The sequence below is a fragment of the Hyphomonas oceanitis SCH89 genome (genome assembly GCF_000685295.1).
Classification (GTDB): Bacteria; Pseudomonadota; Alphaproteobacteria; order Caulobacterales; family Hyphomonadaceae; genus Hyphomonas; species Hyphomonas oceanitis.
This window is the reverse complement of record NZ_ARYL01000008.1, coordinates 25,115-39,146: the sequence shown is the minus strand read 5'-3', so window position 1 is coordinate 39,146 and position 14,032 is coordinate 25,115. Positions and strand designations below refer to the sequence as shown.

Sequence of the window (14,032 nt, the reverse complement as noted above, 5' to 3'; positions counted from 1 at the left end):
CCCTGCGCTAAGGGCCCGGCATGACTGACCAACCCAGACTCGTTCTCGTCACCGGCGCCTCGCGCGGTATCGGCCGCGCCGCTGCGCTCCATCTTGCGCGGCAAGGCGACCTCGTCATTGCCATCGCCCGCTCGAAAGCGGCGCTGGAAAAGCTCGACGACGAGATCCGCGCCATGGGCAATGAAGCGATCCTCGTGCCGATGGACCTGAAAGATGCCAAGGGCATCGACACGCTCGGCAAGGTGATCGCCGACAGGTTTGGCCGGCTCGATGGCTTCGTCGCCAATGCTGGCATCCTCGGCACGCTCGGCCCGCTGGAATCGGTCGGTCCGCGCAGCTTCGAGGAAACGATCGAGATCAACCTGACAGCCAATTGGCGTCTCATCTCTGTGCTCTCTCCTTCGCTGCGCAAGTCGCCTGCGCCGCGCGCCGTTTTTGTCACGTCCAGCGTTGCCGCCAAGCCCGTTGCCTTCTGGGGCCCTTATCAGGCGTCCAAGGCAGGCCTTGAGGCCATGGTCATGGGCTGGGCTGACGAGACCGAGAACATGGGCCTGAAGATCAATATCTTCGATCCCGGCGGCACGCGCACCGACATGCGCGCCAAGGCCAAACCCGGCGAAGACCCGATGACCCTGCCGTCACCGGACGAAGTCGCCGCCGAACTGGTTAGACTGGTCTCGACGGATGAGACCCGCACTGGACAGCGCATCGCCTACCGGCAACTGGTCGCTGCCCGCTCGTAAGGGAGTGCTCCCCTGTGAAAGTCCGGACCGCCACGCGTGACGACCTCGAAACACTGAAGGCCTTCGAACAGGGCATCATCGCCGCCGAACGCCCCTATGATCATACGATCAAGCCCGATCCGGTGAATTACTATGATATCGGTGAGCTGATCGATTCAGATGATGCTGAAGTCGCGGTGGTGGACGTGGATGGCCAACTCGTCGCCTCGGGATATGCCCGCACGAAAGAGTCCAAGTCATACGTACAGGACACGCACCACGCCTATCTCGGCTTCATGTATGTGCGCCCGGACTATCGCGGCCAGGGCCTCAACAAGTTGCTGATGGCCCACTTCTTTGACTGGGCAAAAGCCAAGGGCCTGCCGGAAGTGCGCCTCACCGTCTATTCCGGCAACACGCCCGCAATCAGCGCCTATGAGAAGGCCGGGTTCACCCAGCACATCGTGGAGATGAGGCTTAATCTCGATGAGTAGGAAAGATCAGTTGTTCCTGCTGCAGCCGGGCTTTTCAGACCCCGCCTATCCCGGTGACGTTTTTTATTGCTGGCATTGCGCGCTGATGGAAGGCCTGCTGGCTTCGTTCCCCGAACTCGCTGCGCTTATCGACGTGCACCGTATCGCGTGGCCACGTCCGCGCACCGAACTCGTGCGCCTGCTTGGCCCGGATAACCAGTCATGCCCGGTGCTGATCCTTACGGGCGAAACAGCGGATCATGAGGACGTAAAACACAACGGCGATGTCGCCTTTATCGACGACAAGGATGCCATACTGCGCGCCCTGTCAGGCCGCCACGGTATCCCGATCCCGCATCCTTAAGATACTAGTTGACCGACAGGGTCACGTCGGAGGCTAGCACCGTGAGTTGCGAAATATCGGCCATGAGCGCGTCCTGCGGGGCAGCGCTAGGATAGGCTTCGGCCAGCGCCGCGATGGCATTGCCAATGGATGCAGCCGCCTCCGGATTGCTCGCCGCGATCTCGTCCCTCGCCGCAGCAAACTGTGTCTCGGCCACTTTGTGAAAGCCATAGCCGTCGAGATATGGCTCATAAACGCCGCTCGCTGCGGCGCTGCGATACATGGCGACGGCCCGTTCGATCATGTCGGCAATGACGTGCATCTTAATATCGGCGGGCGCCGTGCCATTTTCAGGCGCCTTGAGAGCTGCCGCGCGCAGGGCCGCGATGATGGCATCCGTGCGGGCCGAAATCTGCTCCGGCGTCTCGCCAGCCGAAGCGGCCATGGATGCATCCGTCAGCAAGCCGTCGAAAAGTGTCACGCCGCGCGCTTCAAGCACAGGCTCCATGTCGAACAGGACTTCACTCACAGGATGGGCAAACATTTCTGCCGCCGCTTCAGTCTCGCCATCGGCATAGGCATCACGCGCCGCCAGGATATGAGCTTCGGTGACAGCCAGCGCGATATTGAACACGACCGGGTCTGTCGCCGCCTGCTCGATCGCCACGCCGCCCTCGCCTTCGCCGCCAACGGAGCCGACGGGCATTGGATCTGCCGCGAGCGTCTCAGCTGCGACAGCTGGCGCCTCGACCGCCGCCGGTTCAGCAGCAGGCGTCGGCGTTGAGGCCGACTGGCCGCAACCGGCGAGCGCGGTGGTGCCCATCAGGGCGCCCAGTCCAAGACGTGTCCAGCTGTGATAGATGTGTGGCATTTGCGACCCTTACCCGCGTCCTCGTAATGGGCTACACGCCTTACAGAAATGAAACTCATTCGCAAGTAGGAAGAGCATGTTTCTTACCCTTTCGGGCGTTCTTGACGCAGGCCAACTGGCCACAGCCACCGAACTCGCCGCCACACTGCGCTGGGTAGACGGCGCCGCCACGGCTGGCTCTGCAGCTCGCGCCGTGAAGCACAATGAGCAGGCAGACCTCTCCTCCCGCACCGGCGCGAAGCTGCGCGACATGCTGGGCGAAGCGATCCGCGCGCATCCCGTGCTGGCCGCCGCCGCCCAACCGCGTCGCTTCTCGCCGCTGCTCGTCAGCCGCACGCAGGATGGCGGTACGTATGGCTTGCATGTCGATAACCCGTTCATGGGCACAGGCGAGGCGCGACTGCGCACAGACCTCTCCTTCACGCTCTTCCTGTCAGAGCCGGGCAGCTACGAAGGCGGCGAGCTGGAGATCAACCATGCCGGCATCACGCACCATGCCAAGGCAGCCGCAGGCGACTTGGTCCTCTATCCCTCAACCAGCCTGCATCAGGTGCGGCCCGTCACATCCGGCCGGCGCATTGTCTGCGTCGGCTGGATCGAGAGCAGCATCCGTGATTCCGCCGCGCGCGAAATCCTGTTCGATCTGGAGAACCTGCGCGCCACAATCGGCCAGACGCATGACGTGCGCTCGCCCGAATATCTTACGCTGTCGAAATCCATCGCCAACCTGATGCGGCTGTGGGGCGAAGCTTAGAGCGCGAAATGCTTGGACAGTTTCAGGCCCTGGCCCTGATAATTGGAGCCCTTGCCACCATAGAGGCCTGACGGCTTGGCCGCCATCGGCTCATAGATCAGCTTGGCGACCGGCTGACCGTGCTCAAGGATGAACGGCACGTCGCGCGAGCGGACTTCCAGAACGGCCCGGCTACCACCCTTGTTCACCCCAAAGCCCGGGTCGAAAAAGCCTGCATAATGGGCCCGGAACTCCCCTAGCTCGGGCGCAATGGGGGCCATCTCGGCCGCTTCCATAGCGGCCACTTTCACCGTCTCGCGGCTGACGAGGATGTAGAAGTCTTCCGGGTTCAGCACGATGCGACCATGGCGCGGATAGACCGGCTCCCAGAACTGGCCCGCCTCATGTGCGCCAATCCCGCGCAAATCGACCACACCGGAATGGAGCTTGGCGCGGTAACCTGCTGGCTGGCCTGCAGGCGGCTCCAGATCAATCGAGACGACCCGTTCCTTCAGCGCATCCGGACGCTTGCGCTTGAACCGCACCTGCGCCAGCCGGTCGCCCGGCCGCACCATGATCGGGAAGGTGCGCGGACTCACTTCAAGGTAAAGCGGCCCGGAATAGCCCATAGGTACATCGTCAAACGCCCGTCCCCGGTTCGTCACCAGTCGCGTAAACACGTCGATGCGGCCGGTGGAGCTTTTCGGGTTCGCCCGCGCCGAGATACCGGCTGGTAGACGCAGGTGCTCCTGCAGGGGCACAAGATAGACGCAGCCTGTCTCCAGAACAGCGCCTTTTTCCGTCAAGTCGATGCGGTGCATATGCACGCCGGGCTCCTGCAGCATCTCGGCCACCGTCCGGTCCTTGCCAGGCAGGAAGCTTGCGCGCAGGCGGTAGGCATCCTGCGCAAGTCGCAGGTCGAGGCTCGCAGGCTGCACCTGCCCCACCTCCAGCGCTAGGTCGCTGCGGATTGCACCTTCGGCGACCAGCGCCTCAATTTCATGGTCGGGCAAAACGCCCGTTTCCTGCACCATCACTTGCACCCCTTGTGCTCTCAGGCATAAGACCCGGTACAGGAAAGACAAGGACTATACTACCATGGCAAACGGGTCAGACTCATCAGGCAAGGCCAGCTGGAAAGCAGCAACCAAAGCGGTGCGCGGCGGCCTGATGCGTTCAGAGCATGGCGAGATCTCCGAGGCGCTCTACCTGACGTCCGGCTATGCCTATGACAGCGCGGAACAGGCCATGGCCCGCATGAAGGGCGAAGAGCCGGGATTCGTTTATTCCCGCTATGGCAGCCCGACCTGCGAAATGCTGCAACAGCGCATCGCCCTGATCGAGAATGCGGAAACCTGCCGCGTCACGGCAAGCGGCATGGGCGCCATTTCCTCAGCGATTCTCGCGCCCCTCAAGTCTGGCGATCGCGTCGTTGCGGCGACAGCCCTGTTCGGCTCGTGCCGCTGGATCATTGCCAACCTGATGCCAAAATACGGGATCGAAACGGTGTTCGTCGACGGCGCGGACCTTGAGGCCTGGGAGCGCGAGATCGCCAAGGGCTGCCAGCTCGTGCTGATCGAAAGCCCGGCCAACCCGCTGCTCGACGGTGTCGATATCGAAGCGGTGTCGAAACTGTGCAAGAAAGCCGGCGCCGTTCTGGTCGTGGACAATGTGTTCGCAACGCCCATCCTGCAAAAGCCGCTGGAGCTTGGCGCCGATGTTGTCGTCTATTCCGGCACCAAGCACATGGATGGTCAGGGCCGCGTGATGCTCGGCGCCATCCTGACAAGCGCCCAATATATGGAAGAAGTGTACGATCCGTACCTGCGCCATGTTGGCCCGGCCGCTGCGCCGTTCAACGCCTGGGTCGTGCTCAAGGGCCTCGAAACCCTGAAATTGCGCGTCGATGCCCAAAGCGCCAGCGCGGCCCGTATCGCTGACGTAATTGCGGCTCATCCGAACGTCGCGGCCGTGCGCTACCCCCACCGCAAGGACCACCCGCACTACGAAGTCCACAAGCGCCAGATGACGAGCGGCGGCACGATGATCGCCCTGTCCGTCAAAGGCGGCCAGGAAGCGGCATTCAAGTTCCTGAATTCATTGGAGCTTGTCGATATCTGCAACAATCTCGGCGACACCAAGTCCCTCGCCTGCCACCCGTCCAGCACGACACACCGCGCGTTAACCGACGAAGAGCAGGCCGCCATGGGCCTCGACCGCAGCTGGATCCGCTTCTCGGTTGGCCTTGAAGATCCTGACGATCTTGAAGCCGATGTTGTTAACGCTCTTAACAGTGTGTGAAGGAATTCAGATCAATTTCACATGATGGCCAGGCGACACGCTCCCCCGCTCTATGAACACATCACGCAAGGCGTGCGCATTCGCGTCCGCCCGAAGTTCATGCATGACGAATCCGAGCCCTCTCGCGGTCGTTTCATGTGGTCCTATACGGTCGACGTAGAGAATGAGAGCGACCAGGCCTGGACCATCGTTCGCCGCCATTGGCAGATCGTCGATGCGCAAGGTCGCATGCAGGCCGTCGATGGCGAAGGCGTGATCGGCCAGACGCCAACACTACAACCCGGCGAGCGTTTCAGCTACACGTCCGGCGCGCCGCTTGCCGCACCATCAGGCATGATGAGCGGCACATATGACCTGCAGGATGAAAGCGGTTTCGAGATTGTGGCGACCATTCCGGTCTTCTCGCTCGACAGCCCTTATGACACCTCGCTGCCGAGCTAAGGCTGCGCAGGCACAGGCTCTGCCGGCAGGGCCTCTCCCATATCAATGACACGGAAATGCTTCGCCATCATCTCTGGCGAGAAGACGGCTGCCAGCTCATCCGCTTTCAACAGGCCGGGCCACTCGGCCAGCTGCTCCGGCCCCGCCTCGGCAAACAGGACATTGGCGCCGGCCTGATCCCCGACAAAGGCGCCATAGGTCTGCAGGGCGCGCGCGATGATCTTGCCCGTCGGCGACAGGTCTGACTTTTCGATATTGAAGGCCGGATCGAGCTGGAGGCGTGCGCCAAGCGGCAGGCCGGTCGTGCTGGGCGTAAAACCGCTGCGCTGCAGGCGCGCCGTGCTGGCAGGTCGAACAAAAACGTCCGAGCGAATAGTCGGGCTGGCGATCATCAGCGCATGCGGAATGCGCCCGCTCTCTATTTCGTCGACACGGATCAAACCCGCCACCAGCGGAAATCCGGACGGCAGCGCACTGGCGGCCTCATTGGGCGTCTCCGCTTCATTCCAGGCCGGATAAACACCCTTGCCGCGCAAGCTGGAAACCACGCCAAAGCCGGTCATCCACTTGCCGTCATCGTTCTTGCTTGCTTGGTTCAAGTCCCATTCGAGGGCGCTTTTCTTGTCGACAATGGCGATATAGCCCGCGCTGGGTTTCTGCGTGGCCATATCTTCCGGGATCGGAATTTCACGCGGCATTTCGAAACCGCGACCATATTCACCCGGATAATAATCATAGACCGTCTGCGTCGGCGTCTCTGACATGTCGATATAATAAACCGGCACAGACCATTGATCGATATTGATAAAAAGGCTGCCAGCTTCGGCAAGCGCCTCAATCATTTCAGCCGAGTCCGCGTCAGCCACAGCGTCGGCAGCAATCGGCATATTCCACGGACTATCATCGGTGAACGGACGCCAGGCGACAGGCGCCTCCGACACGTCTTGTGCCGGGGGCGCCTTGGAACAGGCCGCCAGAAGGGCGGTCATCGCGATCAATACGTGAAGCTTTGCCATACCGTATACCTCGCCTGCCATCTGCCTTCGCTAAAGTTCCGGGCGTCTACTTGCTCGGATTGATGAGATATTTTTCACCCGTTGCGCGGCGGTTATAGGCCTCGATCACGGGCAGTTGCAGGGCCTCGGCCAGCGAGATTTCGGACGTGTAATGGCTGGCAAACGTGGTCTTGAGTTCCTTGCCCACGCGGGCGCGCAGTTTGGCACGGCCTTCGGCGCCCACCTTCTGCAGGAACGGCGTAAGCAGGAACCCGCCCACGCCCCATGCCATGCCAACACCCGGTGGCAGCGTCGTCGGGCTCATATCGAGACGGCCATAGATATAGACCTGCTTGTGCGTCGCCGAACCGTAGCGGCTATATTCTTTGGCATTCATGTTCGCCGCCGCTTCCATCGCGACGAGGATCTGCCCGGACAGTGGGCCACCGCCGATAGCGTCGAAGCCAAGCGTTGCGCCCGTCGTGGCCAGCGCCTGGATCAGGTCGTTCATGAAGCCAAGCGAGGTGGAATTGACAACATGTTTCGCGCCGAGATCGCGCAGGATTTTCTCCTGCGCGTCAGAGCGGACCACGTTCACGAGATCGATGCCGTCAGCGATACATATCTTGTTCAGCATCTGGCCAAGGTTAGAGGCCGCCGCCGTGTGCAGCAGGGCCTTGTGACCTTCCATGCGCATGACTTCCGTCATCGCGAGCGATGTCAGCGGGTTCACGAAGCACGAGGCGCCATCGCGCGCGGTTGCACCTTCCGGCAGCTCCATGCACTGGGCCACGTTGAGCGTGCGGTACTGGGAATACATCTCGCCGCCAAGGCCAGCGACCGTCTTGCCGAGCAGCGCCTGCGCCGCCGGGGACGACCCGGCAGCCACGACCGTGCCTGCACCTTCATTGCCGACAGGCATGGACTCATCGACCCGTGGTGCCATGGCACGCATTCCGACAGCCGGAACCTTGGCTGTAACAACAGGCCGATCCGCCGTGCCTGAGGCAGTTGCCGTGCTCATATCAGCAGCGCCGAGCAGGAGGCCAAGGTCGGACGGGTTGATCGGTGTCGCTTCGACACGCACGATCACATCGTCCGGGCCGGGCGCCGGAATGTCCACCTCGACCAGTGAGAGCTCAAGCTCCCCGCCGGACTTTACGTGTGAGCGAAGTTGCAAGCCTTTGGTCGGAACATTGGACGCCATCTGTGTCTCCCTTATGTGTTGTCATGACTGCATTTTGCGCATGCCTACACGCAGGAAGCGCCCCCGTCCAAGTCTTGTAATTTGGCGGGCGATGCCTAGCGCCCGCCAAAGCCCTAGAATTTGGTCTTCGGCTTGGCCTTGTAGCGGTTCGCTGGCGTCTGCGCGGCGGCCTTGTCGGCATAGGGGTTCTTCCCCTGCCGCACGAACAGGCGGATCGGCACGCCGTTCATGTCGAACGCATCCCGCACACCATTCACCAGGTAGCGCTTGTACTGATCCGGCATCTGCTCACCGCGCGAGGCGATCAGCACGAACGTCGGCGGACGCGCCTTCATCTGGGCCATGTAGCGCGGCTTGATGCGCTTGCCGTGCACCGATGGCGGCGGGTGGCGCTCCACCGTATGGCGCAGCCAGCGGTTCAGGTCGCCGGTCTTCACCCGCGCTGTCCAGTTGGCATAAACGCTCACGACGGCCGGCATCAGTTTCTCGATATTACGCCCGGTCAGGCCCGACAGGAACACGATTGGCGCCCCACCGGCATTCGGCATGAGGCGGCTGGACAGGTCGCGAATATGCTTCGCTGCCGCGTCCGGATCCTTCACCTTGTCCCACTTGGAGATGACCAGCACGATGCCCCGGCCTTCGCGAAGCGTGAGGTCGGCGATCTGCAGGTCCTGTTTCTCCATCGCTTCGTCGGCGTCCATGACCAGCGCAACGATGTCGGCATATTTGAGCGAGCGTATGGTCTCGCCGGTCGACATGCGCTCCAGCTTTTCCTGCACTCGTGCCTTACGGCGCAGGCCCGCCGTGTCGACGAGGCGGATGCGGCGGCCTTCCCATTCCCAGTCAATGGAAATGGAATCGCGCGTAATCCCCGCTTCAGGGCCGGTCAGCAGGCGATCTGATTGCAGAAGCTGGTTGATAAGGGTCGACTTGCCAGCGTTCGGGCGGCCCACAATGGCCAGCTTGATCGGCTTGTCGGGCCGCACAGGCTCTGGCTCGATATCAACGTCTGCCTCTTCAATGGCGGCGACGAGATCATCGTCTGACAGCGACATGTCATCAATGTCGATATGGGAAAGTTTCTCGAGAATGTCTTCGCCGCCGAAACGCGTATAATCAGGTTCGGCCTCTTCCAGCGCGCGCTCGAAGGCTTCCTCGCCCAGCGCCTGACGGATCGCTTCAAAGAGGTCAGCCATACCTTCGCCATGCTCGGCCGAAAGGCCAACAGGCTCGCCGAAACCAAGTTCCCAGGCCTCGTTCAGTCCATCGCGGCCCGCCTTGCCTTCGGCCTTGTTCGCCGCCAGCACGACGGGGATATTGGCCTTGCGCAGCAGCTGGGCAAAGCTCTGGTCCTCAATCGTCACGCCAACGCGCGCATCGATCAGGAACAGCGCCACTTCGGCCTCGGCAATCGCCGCTTCGGTCTGCTCGCGCATGCGCGACTGCAGGCTGTCATCATGCACGTTTTCATAGCCAGCCGTGTCAACAAGGATCAGCGGCAGCGAGGCAAGGCGCCCTTCGGCCTGCTTGCGGTCACGCGTAACGCCCGGCTGGTCATCGACCAGCGCGATTTTCTTGCCGGCAAGCCGGTTGAACAGCGTCGATTTTCCGACATTTGGACGCCCGAGAATGGCGAGTTTCAGCGGCATAAGCCTGCCCGTTCACTAAGTTACGGGCGGGCTTTGGGGGCCGTGCGCCCTATTGGATGGCGATCAGCTTGGCCTCATCGGTGAGGATAAGCAATTTGTCCTGTACGGCGATCGGTTCGAGATAAGCGGTCGACCCCAGCTTGACAGAGTCGGTCTGCTGCCCGGTTTGGGGCGAAAAGGCAAGCAGTTCTCCCAGCGACGAGACAATCACGATGCGCCCGGAGGCGATGATCGGCCCGGCATAACTGATCCGGCCCTTCTTCTTTTTCTCTTTTTTGAACTTCCGCAGCGGGGTGACCCAATAGGCCTCGCCATTGGCCGGGTTGATCGCCGAGAGCGTATCATCGGTCCCGAGAAGGAACATGAACTCGCCCGCAAGCGCCGGGGCCTGTGTCGAACCGGTCGGAATGGACCAGATCCGCGTACCGCTACGACCGTCAATGGCAACCGTCACGCCCGACTGGCTGGATGCAAAAACGAGCCCGCCCGACAGGATGGGCCGCGAGCCAATATCGTTGATCTCGGAAATTGGCGTGAACCGGCCAGCCTGAGAGATCGCATCCGTCCAGAGCCGGCGACCGTTGGAGGCGAGATAGGCGATGATTTCGCCCGAAGAATAAGGTGCGATGATGAAGTCTTCGACGGCAGCCGGGCTGGAGCTGCCAAGTACACGGGCCGATTCCGAAATCGCCTGATCGCTCCACTCGGTCTCGCCGTTTTCCAGCGACATCGCGAAAATCTCGTTATTGTTCGAGGCGACAAAGATGCGGCCATCCTTGATGGTCGGCGCGCCCGTCATCGGTGCGCCCATCTCGCGCTTCCACTTTTCCGTGCCCGTAGCGGCATCAAGCGCCGAAACGAAGCCGTAGCCGCTGGCCACGATCAGCGTATCACCCGTCACGGCGAGACCGCCGCCGAGCGCCTGCTTGTCGCGCTTGGTGAGGCCTTTCAGCTTTTTCTTCCAGACCTGTTTGCCGTTCGACAGGTTTGTCGCGACGACGGTCTGGTCGGCGTCCATCGTGAACACGGTGGTTTCATTGGTCACCGGCGGCGTGGTGATAGCCGATTTCTTGTCGGACTTGGCGCCGACATCGGCTTTCCATGCAATCTTCAGATCCGCACCGGCGGCGACATTGCCGACCACTTTCGTGGCATTGGAGCCGGCCTCGGTCCAGGCCTTGATGACCTGTGGCTCCGGCAGCTCGATGGCGACGTCCGCCAGTTCAGGGTTTGGCTTTACGGCCTCATCGGTCAGAACCATCGTGATCCGGCCAGCCTTGTCCTCGGCCGATTTTTCCTTGGCCTTGTTGCCGCCAAAGCTCGGGAAGCTGCTGCACGAAGCAAGCGACAGCGTCGCGCCAAGGGCGATGGCGACAGCCAGTTTACGCGATGAGCTCATTGGCCAGTCTCCTCAGACTCTGCAGGGGCGGGCGCGGGAGCCGGCGCTTCGGTTACTGTGTCAGGTGTTTCAGGCGCGGCTTCCGCAGGCGCTTCGAGCGTTTCGGCGCCGGCAGGAATGGCGGCCAATGCAAGCTCTGCGCGGCGCTTGACGCCTTCAGGTGCAGCTGCGTCGTAACGCAGCCGGTTGAATTCCGTACGGGCGCGGGCCGTGTCGCCGGTCGCAAACGCCTTGGCGGCAACAAGTTCGCGCGCCAGGGCACCCAGCGGACCTTCATCATCAACCAAGCTGCCCAGAGTGGCTTCCAGCTCGACCATGGACTGGCCGTCAGCCAGGAAATAGGCATTCTTCAGCAGGGCCAGGCGCTCATAAGGGCCGCCCTCGACCGTTCCGATCGCAGCCAGGGCATCCGCAGCCCCCTTGGCATCACCGCCACCCTCATAGAGCGTCTGGGCCAGATAGTTCGCTGCGAGCGGCGCCATCTTGCTGCCACCCTCGGCAAGGTCTGAAAACGCCGACTGGGCCTCGACATAGGAGCCATTGTGCAGCTCTGACAGGCCTTTTTCCATTTCCAGGGCGCGTGCGGCACGCGCCGCCTCCGTGCGCGGGATGAGCACAAACTCATTCACGGCCACCGCGACGAGTACGAGGCCAAAGGCGCCATACACGAAATACTGGTAGCGACCCCACCAGCCTTCCAGTTTGTCCTGTCGAAGGCTCTCGTCGACTTCTCCGAAAATATCGCTCAATTCAGTCGCTCCGGTGGGTTTGGTGACTCGGTCAGGAACCTAGACGCGCTATTGGCAGGCTGCAACGTGTCAGCGCTGTTCCGGGTCAGGTTTTCGCAGGGCATAGGTTTCAGCATCTCCGGGAAAGCGGCGCGTGCGGACATCGTCGGCATAGGCCGCTGCCGCCTCGCTGATCGTCTTGCTGAGATCGGCGTAGCGGCGCACGAATTTCGGTGTCCAGTCAAACAGGCCCAGCATGTCATGCGTCACGAGCACTTGCCCGTCACAGGCCGCTGATGCGCCAATACCGACGGTCGGGCAGCTCACTTCAGCCGTAATCTCGGCCGCGAGGTCTTCAGCGACGCCCTCAATCACGATGGCAAAGGCGCCTGCATCGGCGGAGGCGCGGGCCTCGGCAATCACCCGGTCGCGCTCGGCATTGGTGCGGCCCTTGGCGCGGAAACCGCCATCTACATTGACCGCCTGTGGGCGCAGGCCGATATGGCCCATCACCGGCACGCCGCGCTCCACAAGGTGAGCAATCTGTCCGGCCGCATAGGTGCCGCTCTCGATCTTCACGGCCTGACAGCCCGTTTCCTTCATGATGCGGGCGGCATTCAGGAAGGCATCATCATTGTTCGTCTCGTACGACCCGAACGGCATGTCGACCACGACAAGCGCCTGCTCGGCGCCGCGCATTACAGCTTGACCGTGCAGGATCATCATTTCCATCGTCACGCCAACGGTGGATGGCAGGCCATGGACGACCATGCCCACGCTATCGCCCACGAGAAGAAGGTCGGCGTGCGGGTCCAGCAGGCTCGCCATGGGCGCATCATAGGCCGTGAGGCAGACAATCGGCGTCTTCCCCTTGGCAGCGGCGATGTCTTTGACGGTCTTGCGACGGGTCTGTGTTTGTTTCGACATGGGCCGCGACTTAGCCTGACCGCGCCCGGCGAGCAAGACAAGTCAACGCGCAGGGGCTTGTTCAGGCCTTTGCAGGTTCCGGTCCGAAACGGTTGGTTCCCGGCGTTCCCGGCTGGCAGGCAAGGTAAATATTGTAGATGGGGATCAGCACCATGATGCCGCTCTGCTCGATATCGTGCATCCGCCGGATGGCAATGCCGATGCCCGGCAGCAGCAGGGCGAGGCTGATGAGCAGGCTCAACAGGCTGAAAATCGCGCCGAGATACGGAATCTCAGAGAGAATGCTCAGCGTGATCGAGATGATGAAGGCGATGGACACATAATGCCAGAATTCCCGGCGGCTGGTCCGACCGTCGAAGGCCGCATAGCGGTTCATTACATTGTTGAGAAACACCGCAAGGGCGTAATTGAAGTCATAATTCATGGGTCACACTCCTGCAGGCTTTACGCGAATAGTGAGCCAAACCCGCCAAACAGGTGGGTTCACCGCGAATTATCAAACAATCGGCACGCCGATCAGAATCTGGTGCAGCCACAGCACGAAGCCCACGTAGACCCCTGCCCCGATCAGCACAGACCCGACATCTGCCATCACCGAAGACGGCGCATCCTTGGCCGGACCCAAGTCACCGCGCTTCTTGACCGCGATCCGGTCAATCACGGCATAGGCCAGGAAAACAGTGAACAGGATGACCGAGTTCAACTCGCCATTGGCCAGCAAATGCCCGAAGGCCCAGAGCTTCACAGCCACCAGCATCGGGTGCTTTGCCGCCTTCTTGATCGCCCCGGTCGGCAATTGCGAGGCCACCAGCAGGATCAGTGCCGGCAGCATCAACAGCATGTTCACATGCTTGCCCCAGCTCGGCGGCGTATAGAGGATACCCGCCCCGCGCGACGCGCCATACCCGTAGCAGATCAGCACAAAACCGATAATCGAAACAAGGCTGTAAAGCCCCATATAGGTCGGATAGCCAAGCTTGACCTTGATATCCTTGTCCGGCTCCCGCGACCTGAAAGTCGTGAACAGGTGCGCCCCGAAGAAGACGACCAGACCGAGTATCAAATAAAGCATGCAAACGCCCTCCCAAGGCTTTTGCAGAGCCTAGTCCGAATTGCAGGTTTGAGAAAGCCAATCAGCACGTAGAGCGCCAAGTTCCCTATCCGCCTCCGCCGGAAGAAGGACGAAGGCTCCGCTATAGAATGCTCCGTAACCGTGCTAGCCTCCTGAATGAGACCCGGA

At 61.6% G+C, this 14,032-nt stretch carries 16 protein-coding genes; 6 read left to right on the top strand and 10 right to left on the bottom strand.

The features are described 5' to 3' along the window. Positions 1-20: 20 nt before the first annotated feature. From HOC_RS06865 to HOC_RS06855, 3 genes are read left to right on the top strand one after another with little or no spacing between them, the layout of a single operon-like run. On the top strand, positions 21-743 hold the full coding sequence (locus HOC_RS06865; RefSeq protein ID WP_035537018.1) for an SDR family NAD(P)-dependent oxidoreductase: 723 nt from the start codon (positions 21-23) through the stop codon (positions 741-743). Positions 744-757: 14 nt separating this feature from the next. Further along, positions 758-1,216, top strand: a complete 459-nt coding sequence (locus tag HOC_RS06860; RefSeq protein WP_035537016.1) for a GNAT family N-acetyltransferase — start codon at positions 758-760, stop codon at positions 1,214-1,216. Then, positions 1,209-1,559 carry a DUF3088 domain-containing protein gene (locus tag HOC_RS06855; RefSeq protein WP_035537014.1) on the top strand — a complete coding sequence of 117 codons (351 nt, stop codon included), beginning with the start codon at positions 1,209-1,211 and terminating at the stop codon, positions 1,557-1,559. Before HOC_RS06860 ends, HOC_RS06855 begins: the two co-directional genes overlap by 8 nt. 4 nt (positions 1,560-1,563) lie before the next feature. On the opposite strand, the gene HOC_RS06850 is transcribed toward HOC_RS06855, so the two are convergent. Further along, a complete protein-coding gene (locus HOC_RS06850) occupies positions 1,564-2,409 on the bottom strand; it encodes a hypothetical protein (protein WP_035537013.1) in 846 nt (281 codons plus the stop codon). A gap of 76 nt (positions 2,410-2,485) precedes the next feature. On the opposite strand from HOC_RS06850, the gene HOC_RS06845 reads away from it, so the two are divergent. Beyond that, positions 2,486-3,163 carry a Fe2+-dependent dioxygenase gene (locus HOC_RS06845; RefSeq protein WP_035537012.1) on the top strand — a complete coding sequence of 226 codons (678 nt, stop codon included), beginning with the start codon at positions 2,486-2,488 and terminating at the stop codon, positions 3,161-3,163. Here HOC_RS06845 and HOC_RS06840 read toward each other — a convergent pair. Continuing rightward, positions 3,160-4,176 carry a 2'-deoxycytidine 5'-triphosphate deaminase gene (locus HOC_RS06840; protein ID WP_035537010.1) on the bottom strand — a complete coding sequence of 339 codons (1,017 nt, stop codon included), beginning with the start codon at positions 4,174-4,176 and terminating at the stop codon, positions 3,160-3,162. The genes HOC_RS06845 and HOC_RS06840 overlap by 4 nt on opposite strands. Before the next feature lie 64 nt (positions 4,177-4,240). Here HOC_RS06840 and metZ point away from each other — a divergent pair, with 64 nt between their 5' ends. Together metZ and apaG are read left to right on the top strand one after the other, a co-directional pair. Continuing rightward, on the top strand, positions 4,241-5,443 hold the full coding sequence (gene metZ, locus HOC_RS06835; RefSeq protein ID WP_035537008.1) for an O-succinylhomoserine sulfhydrylase: 1,203 nt from the start codon (positions 4,241-4,243) through the stop codon (positions 5,441-5,443). A 21-nt stretch (positions 5,444-5,464) separates the two neighbouring features. Continuing rightward, entirely contained in the window at positions 5,465-5,884 is a 420-nt protein-coding gene (apaG, locus tag HOC_RS06830; RefSeq protein WP_241766939.1) for a Co2+/Mg2+ efflux protein ApaG, read from the top strand. On the opposite strand, the gene HOC_RS06825 is transcribed toward apaG, so the two are convergent. The 8 genes from HOC_RS06825 to HOC_RS06790 form a co-directional block, all read right to left on the bottom strand. After that, positions 5,881-6,900: a hypothetical protein gene (locus tag HOC_RS06825; protein WP_035537006.1), complete on the bottom strand. Its 1,020-nt coding sequence runs from the start codon at positions 6,898-6,900 to the stop codon at positions 5,881-5,883. The genes apaG and HOC_RS06825 overlap by 4 nt on opposite strands. Positions 6,901-6,946: 46 nt before the next feature. After that, entirely contained in the window at positions 6,947-8,086 is a 1,140-nt protein-coding gene (locus HOC_RS06820; RefSeq protein ID WP_035537004.1) for a zinc-binding dehydrogenase, read from the bottom strand. Positions 8,087-8,199: 113 nt separating this feature from the next. Continuing rightward, a complete protein-coding gene (der, locus tag HOC_RS06815; RefSeq protein ID WP_035537002.1) occupies positions 8,200-9,738 on the bottom strand; it encodes a ribosome biogenesis GTPase Der in 1,539 nt (512 codons plus the stop codon). Between the two features lie 49 nt (positions 9,739-9,787). Further along, positions 9,788-11,137 (bottom strand): PQQ-binding-like beta-propeller repeat protein, encoded by a 1,350-nt coding sequence (locus tag HOC_RS06810; protein ID WP_035536998.1) that lies wholly within the window; start codon positions 11,135-11,137, stop codon positions 9,788-9,790. Then, positions 11,134-11,886 carry a hypothetical protein gene (locus HOC_RS06805; protein WP_035536996.1) on the bottom strand — a complete coding sequence of 251 codons (753 nt, stop codon included), beginning with the start codon at positions 11,884-11,886 and terminating at the stop codon, positions 11,134-11,136. Before HOC_RS06805 ends, HOC_RS06810 begins: the two co-directional genes overlap by 4 nt. A gap of 69 nt (positions 11,887-11,955) precedes the next feature. Next, positions 11,956-12,792: a 3-methyl-2-oxobutanoate hydroxymethyltransferase gene (gene panB, locus HOC_RS06800; RefSeq protein WP_035536994.1), complete on the bottom strand. Its 837-nt coding sequence runs from the start codon at positions 12,790-12,792 to the stop codon at positions 11,956-11,958. 61 nt (positions 12,793-12,853) lie between these two features. Further along, positions 12,854-13,216, bottom strand: coding sequence for a DUF805 domain-containing protein (locus HOC_RS06795; RefSeq protein ID WP_051624603.1), 363 nt, complete (start codon positions 13,214-13,216; stop codon positions 12,854-12,856). 72 nt (positions 13,217-13,288) lie between these two features. After that, the gene (locus HOC_RS06790; RefSeq protein WP_035536992.1) at positions 13,289-13,864 is read right to left on the bottom strand and encodes an NnrU family protein; all 576 of its coding nucleotides are present in this window, start codon (positions 13,862-13,864) and stop codon (positions 13,289-13,291) included. Between the last annotated feature and the right edge of the window lie 168 nt (positions 13,865-14,032).

Coding starts and splice junctions, on each gene's coding strand:
- HOC_RS06865 (WP_035537018.1), top strand. CDS start 21: ATGACTGACCAACCCAGACTCGTTCTCGTCACCGGCGCCTCGCGCGGT.
- HOC_RS06855 (WP_035537014.1), top strand. CDS start 1,209: ATGAGTAGGAAAGATCAGTTGTTCCTGCTGCAGCCGGGCTTTTCAGAC.
- HOC_RS06850 (WP_035537013.1), bottom strand. CDS start 2,409: ATGCCACACATCTATCACAGCTGGACACGTCTTGGACTGGGCGCCCTG.
- HOC_RS06845 (WP_035537012.1), top strand. CDS start 2,486: ATGTTTCTTACCCTTTCGGGCGTTCTTGACGCAGGCCAACTGGCCACA.
- HOC_RS06840 (WP_035537010.1), bottom strand. CDS start 4,176: ATGGTGCAGGAAACGGGCGTTTTGCCCGACCATGAAATTGAGGCGCTG.
- metZ (WP_035537008.1), top strand. CDS start 4,241: ATGGCAAACGGGTCAGACTCATCAGGCAAGGCCAGCTGGAAAGCAGCA.
- apaG (WP_241766939.1), top strand. CDS start 5,465: ATGATGGCCAGGCGACACGCTCCCCCGCTCTATGAACACATCACGCAA.
- HOC_RS06825 (WP_035537006.1), bottom strand. CDS start 6,900: ATGGCAAAGCTTCACGTATTGATCGCGATGACCGCCCTTCTGGCGGCC.
- HOC_RS06820 (WP_035537004.1), bottom strand. CDS start 8,086: ATGGCGTCCAATGTTCCGACCAAAGGCTTGCAACTTCGCTCACACGTA.
- der (WP_035537002.1), bottom strand. CDS start 9,738: ATGCCGCTGAAACTCGCCATTCTCGGGCGTCCAAATGTCGGAAAATCG.
- HOC_RS06810 (WP_035536998.1), bottom strand. CDS start 11,137: ATGAGCTCATCGCGTAAACTGGCTGTCGCCATCGCCCTTGGCGCGACG.
- panB (WP_035536994.1), bottom strand. CDS start 12,792: ATGTCGAAACAAACACAGACCCGTCGCAAGACCGTCAAAGACATCGCC.
- HOC_RS06795 (WP_051624603.1), bottom strand. CDS start 13,216: ATGAATTATGACTTCAATTACGCCCTTGCGGTGTTTCTCAACAATGTA.
- HOC_RS06790 (WP_035536992.1), bottom strand. CDS start 13,864: ATGCTTTATTTGATACTCGGTCTGGTCGTCTTCTTCGGGGCGCACCTG.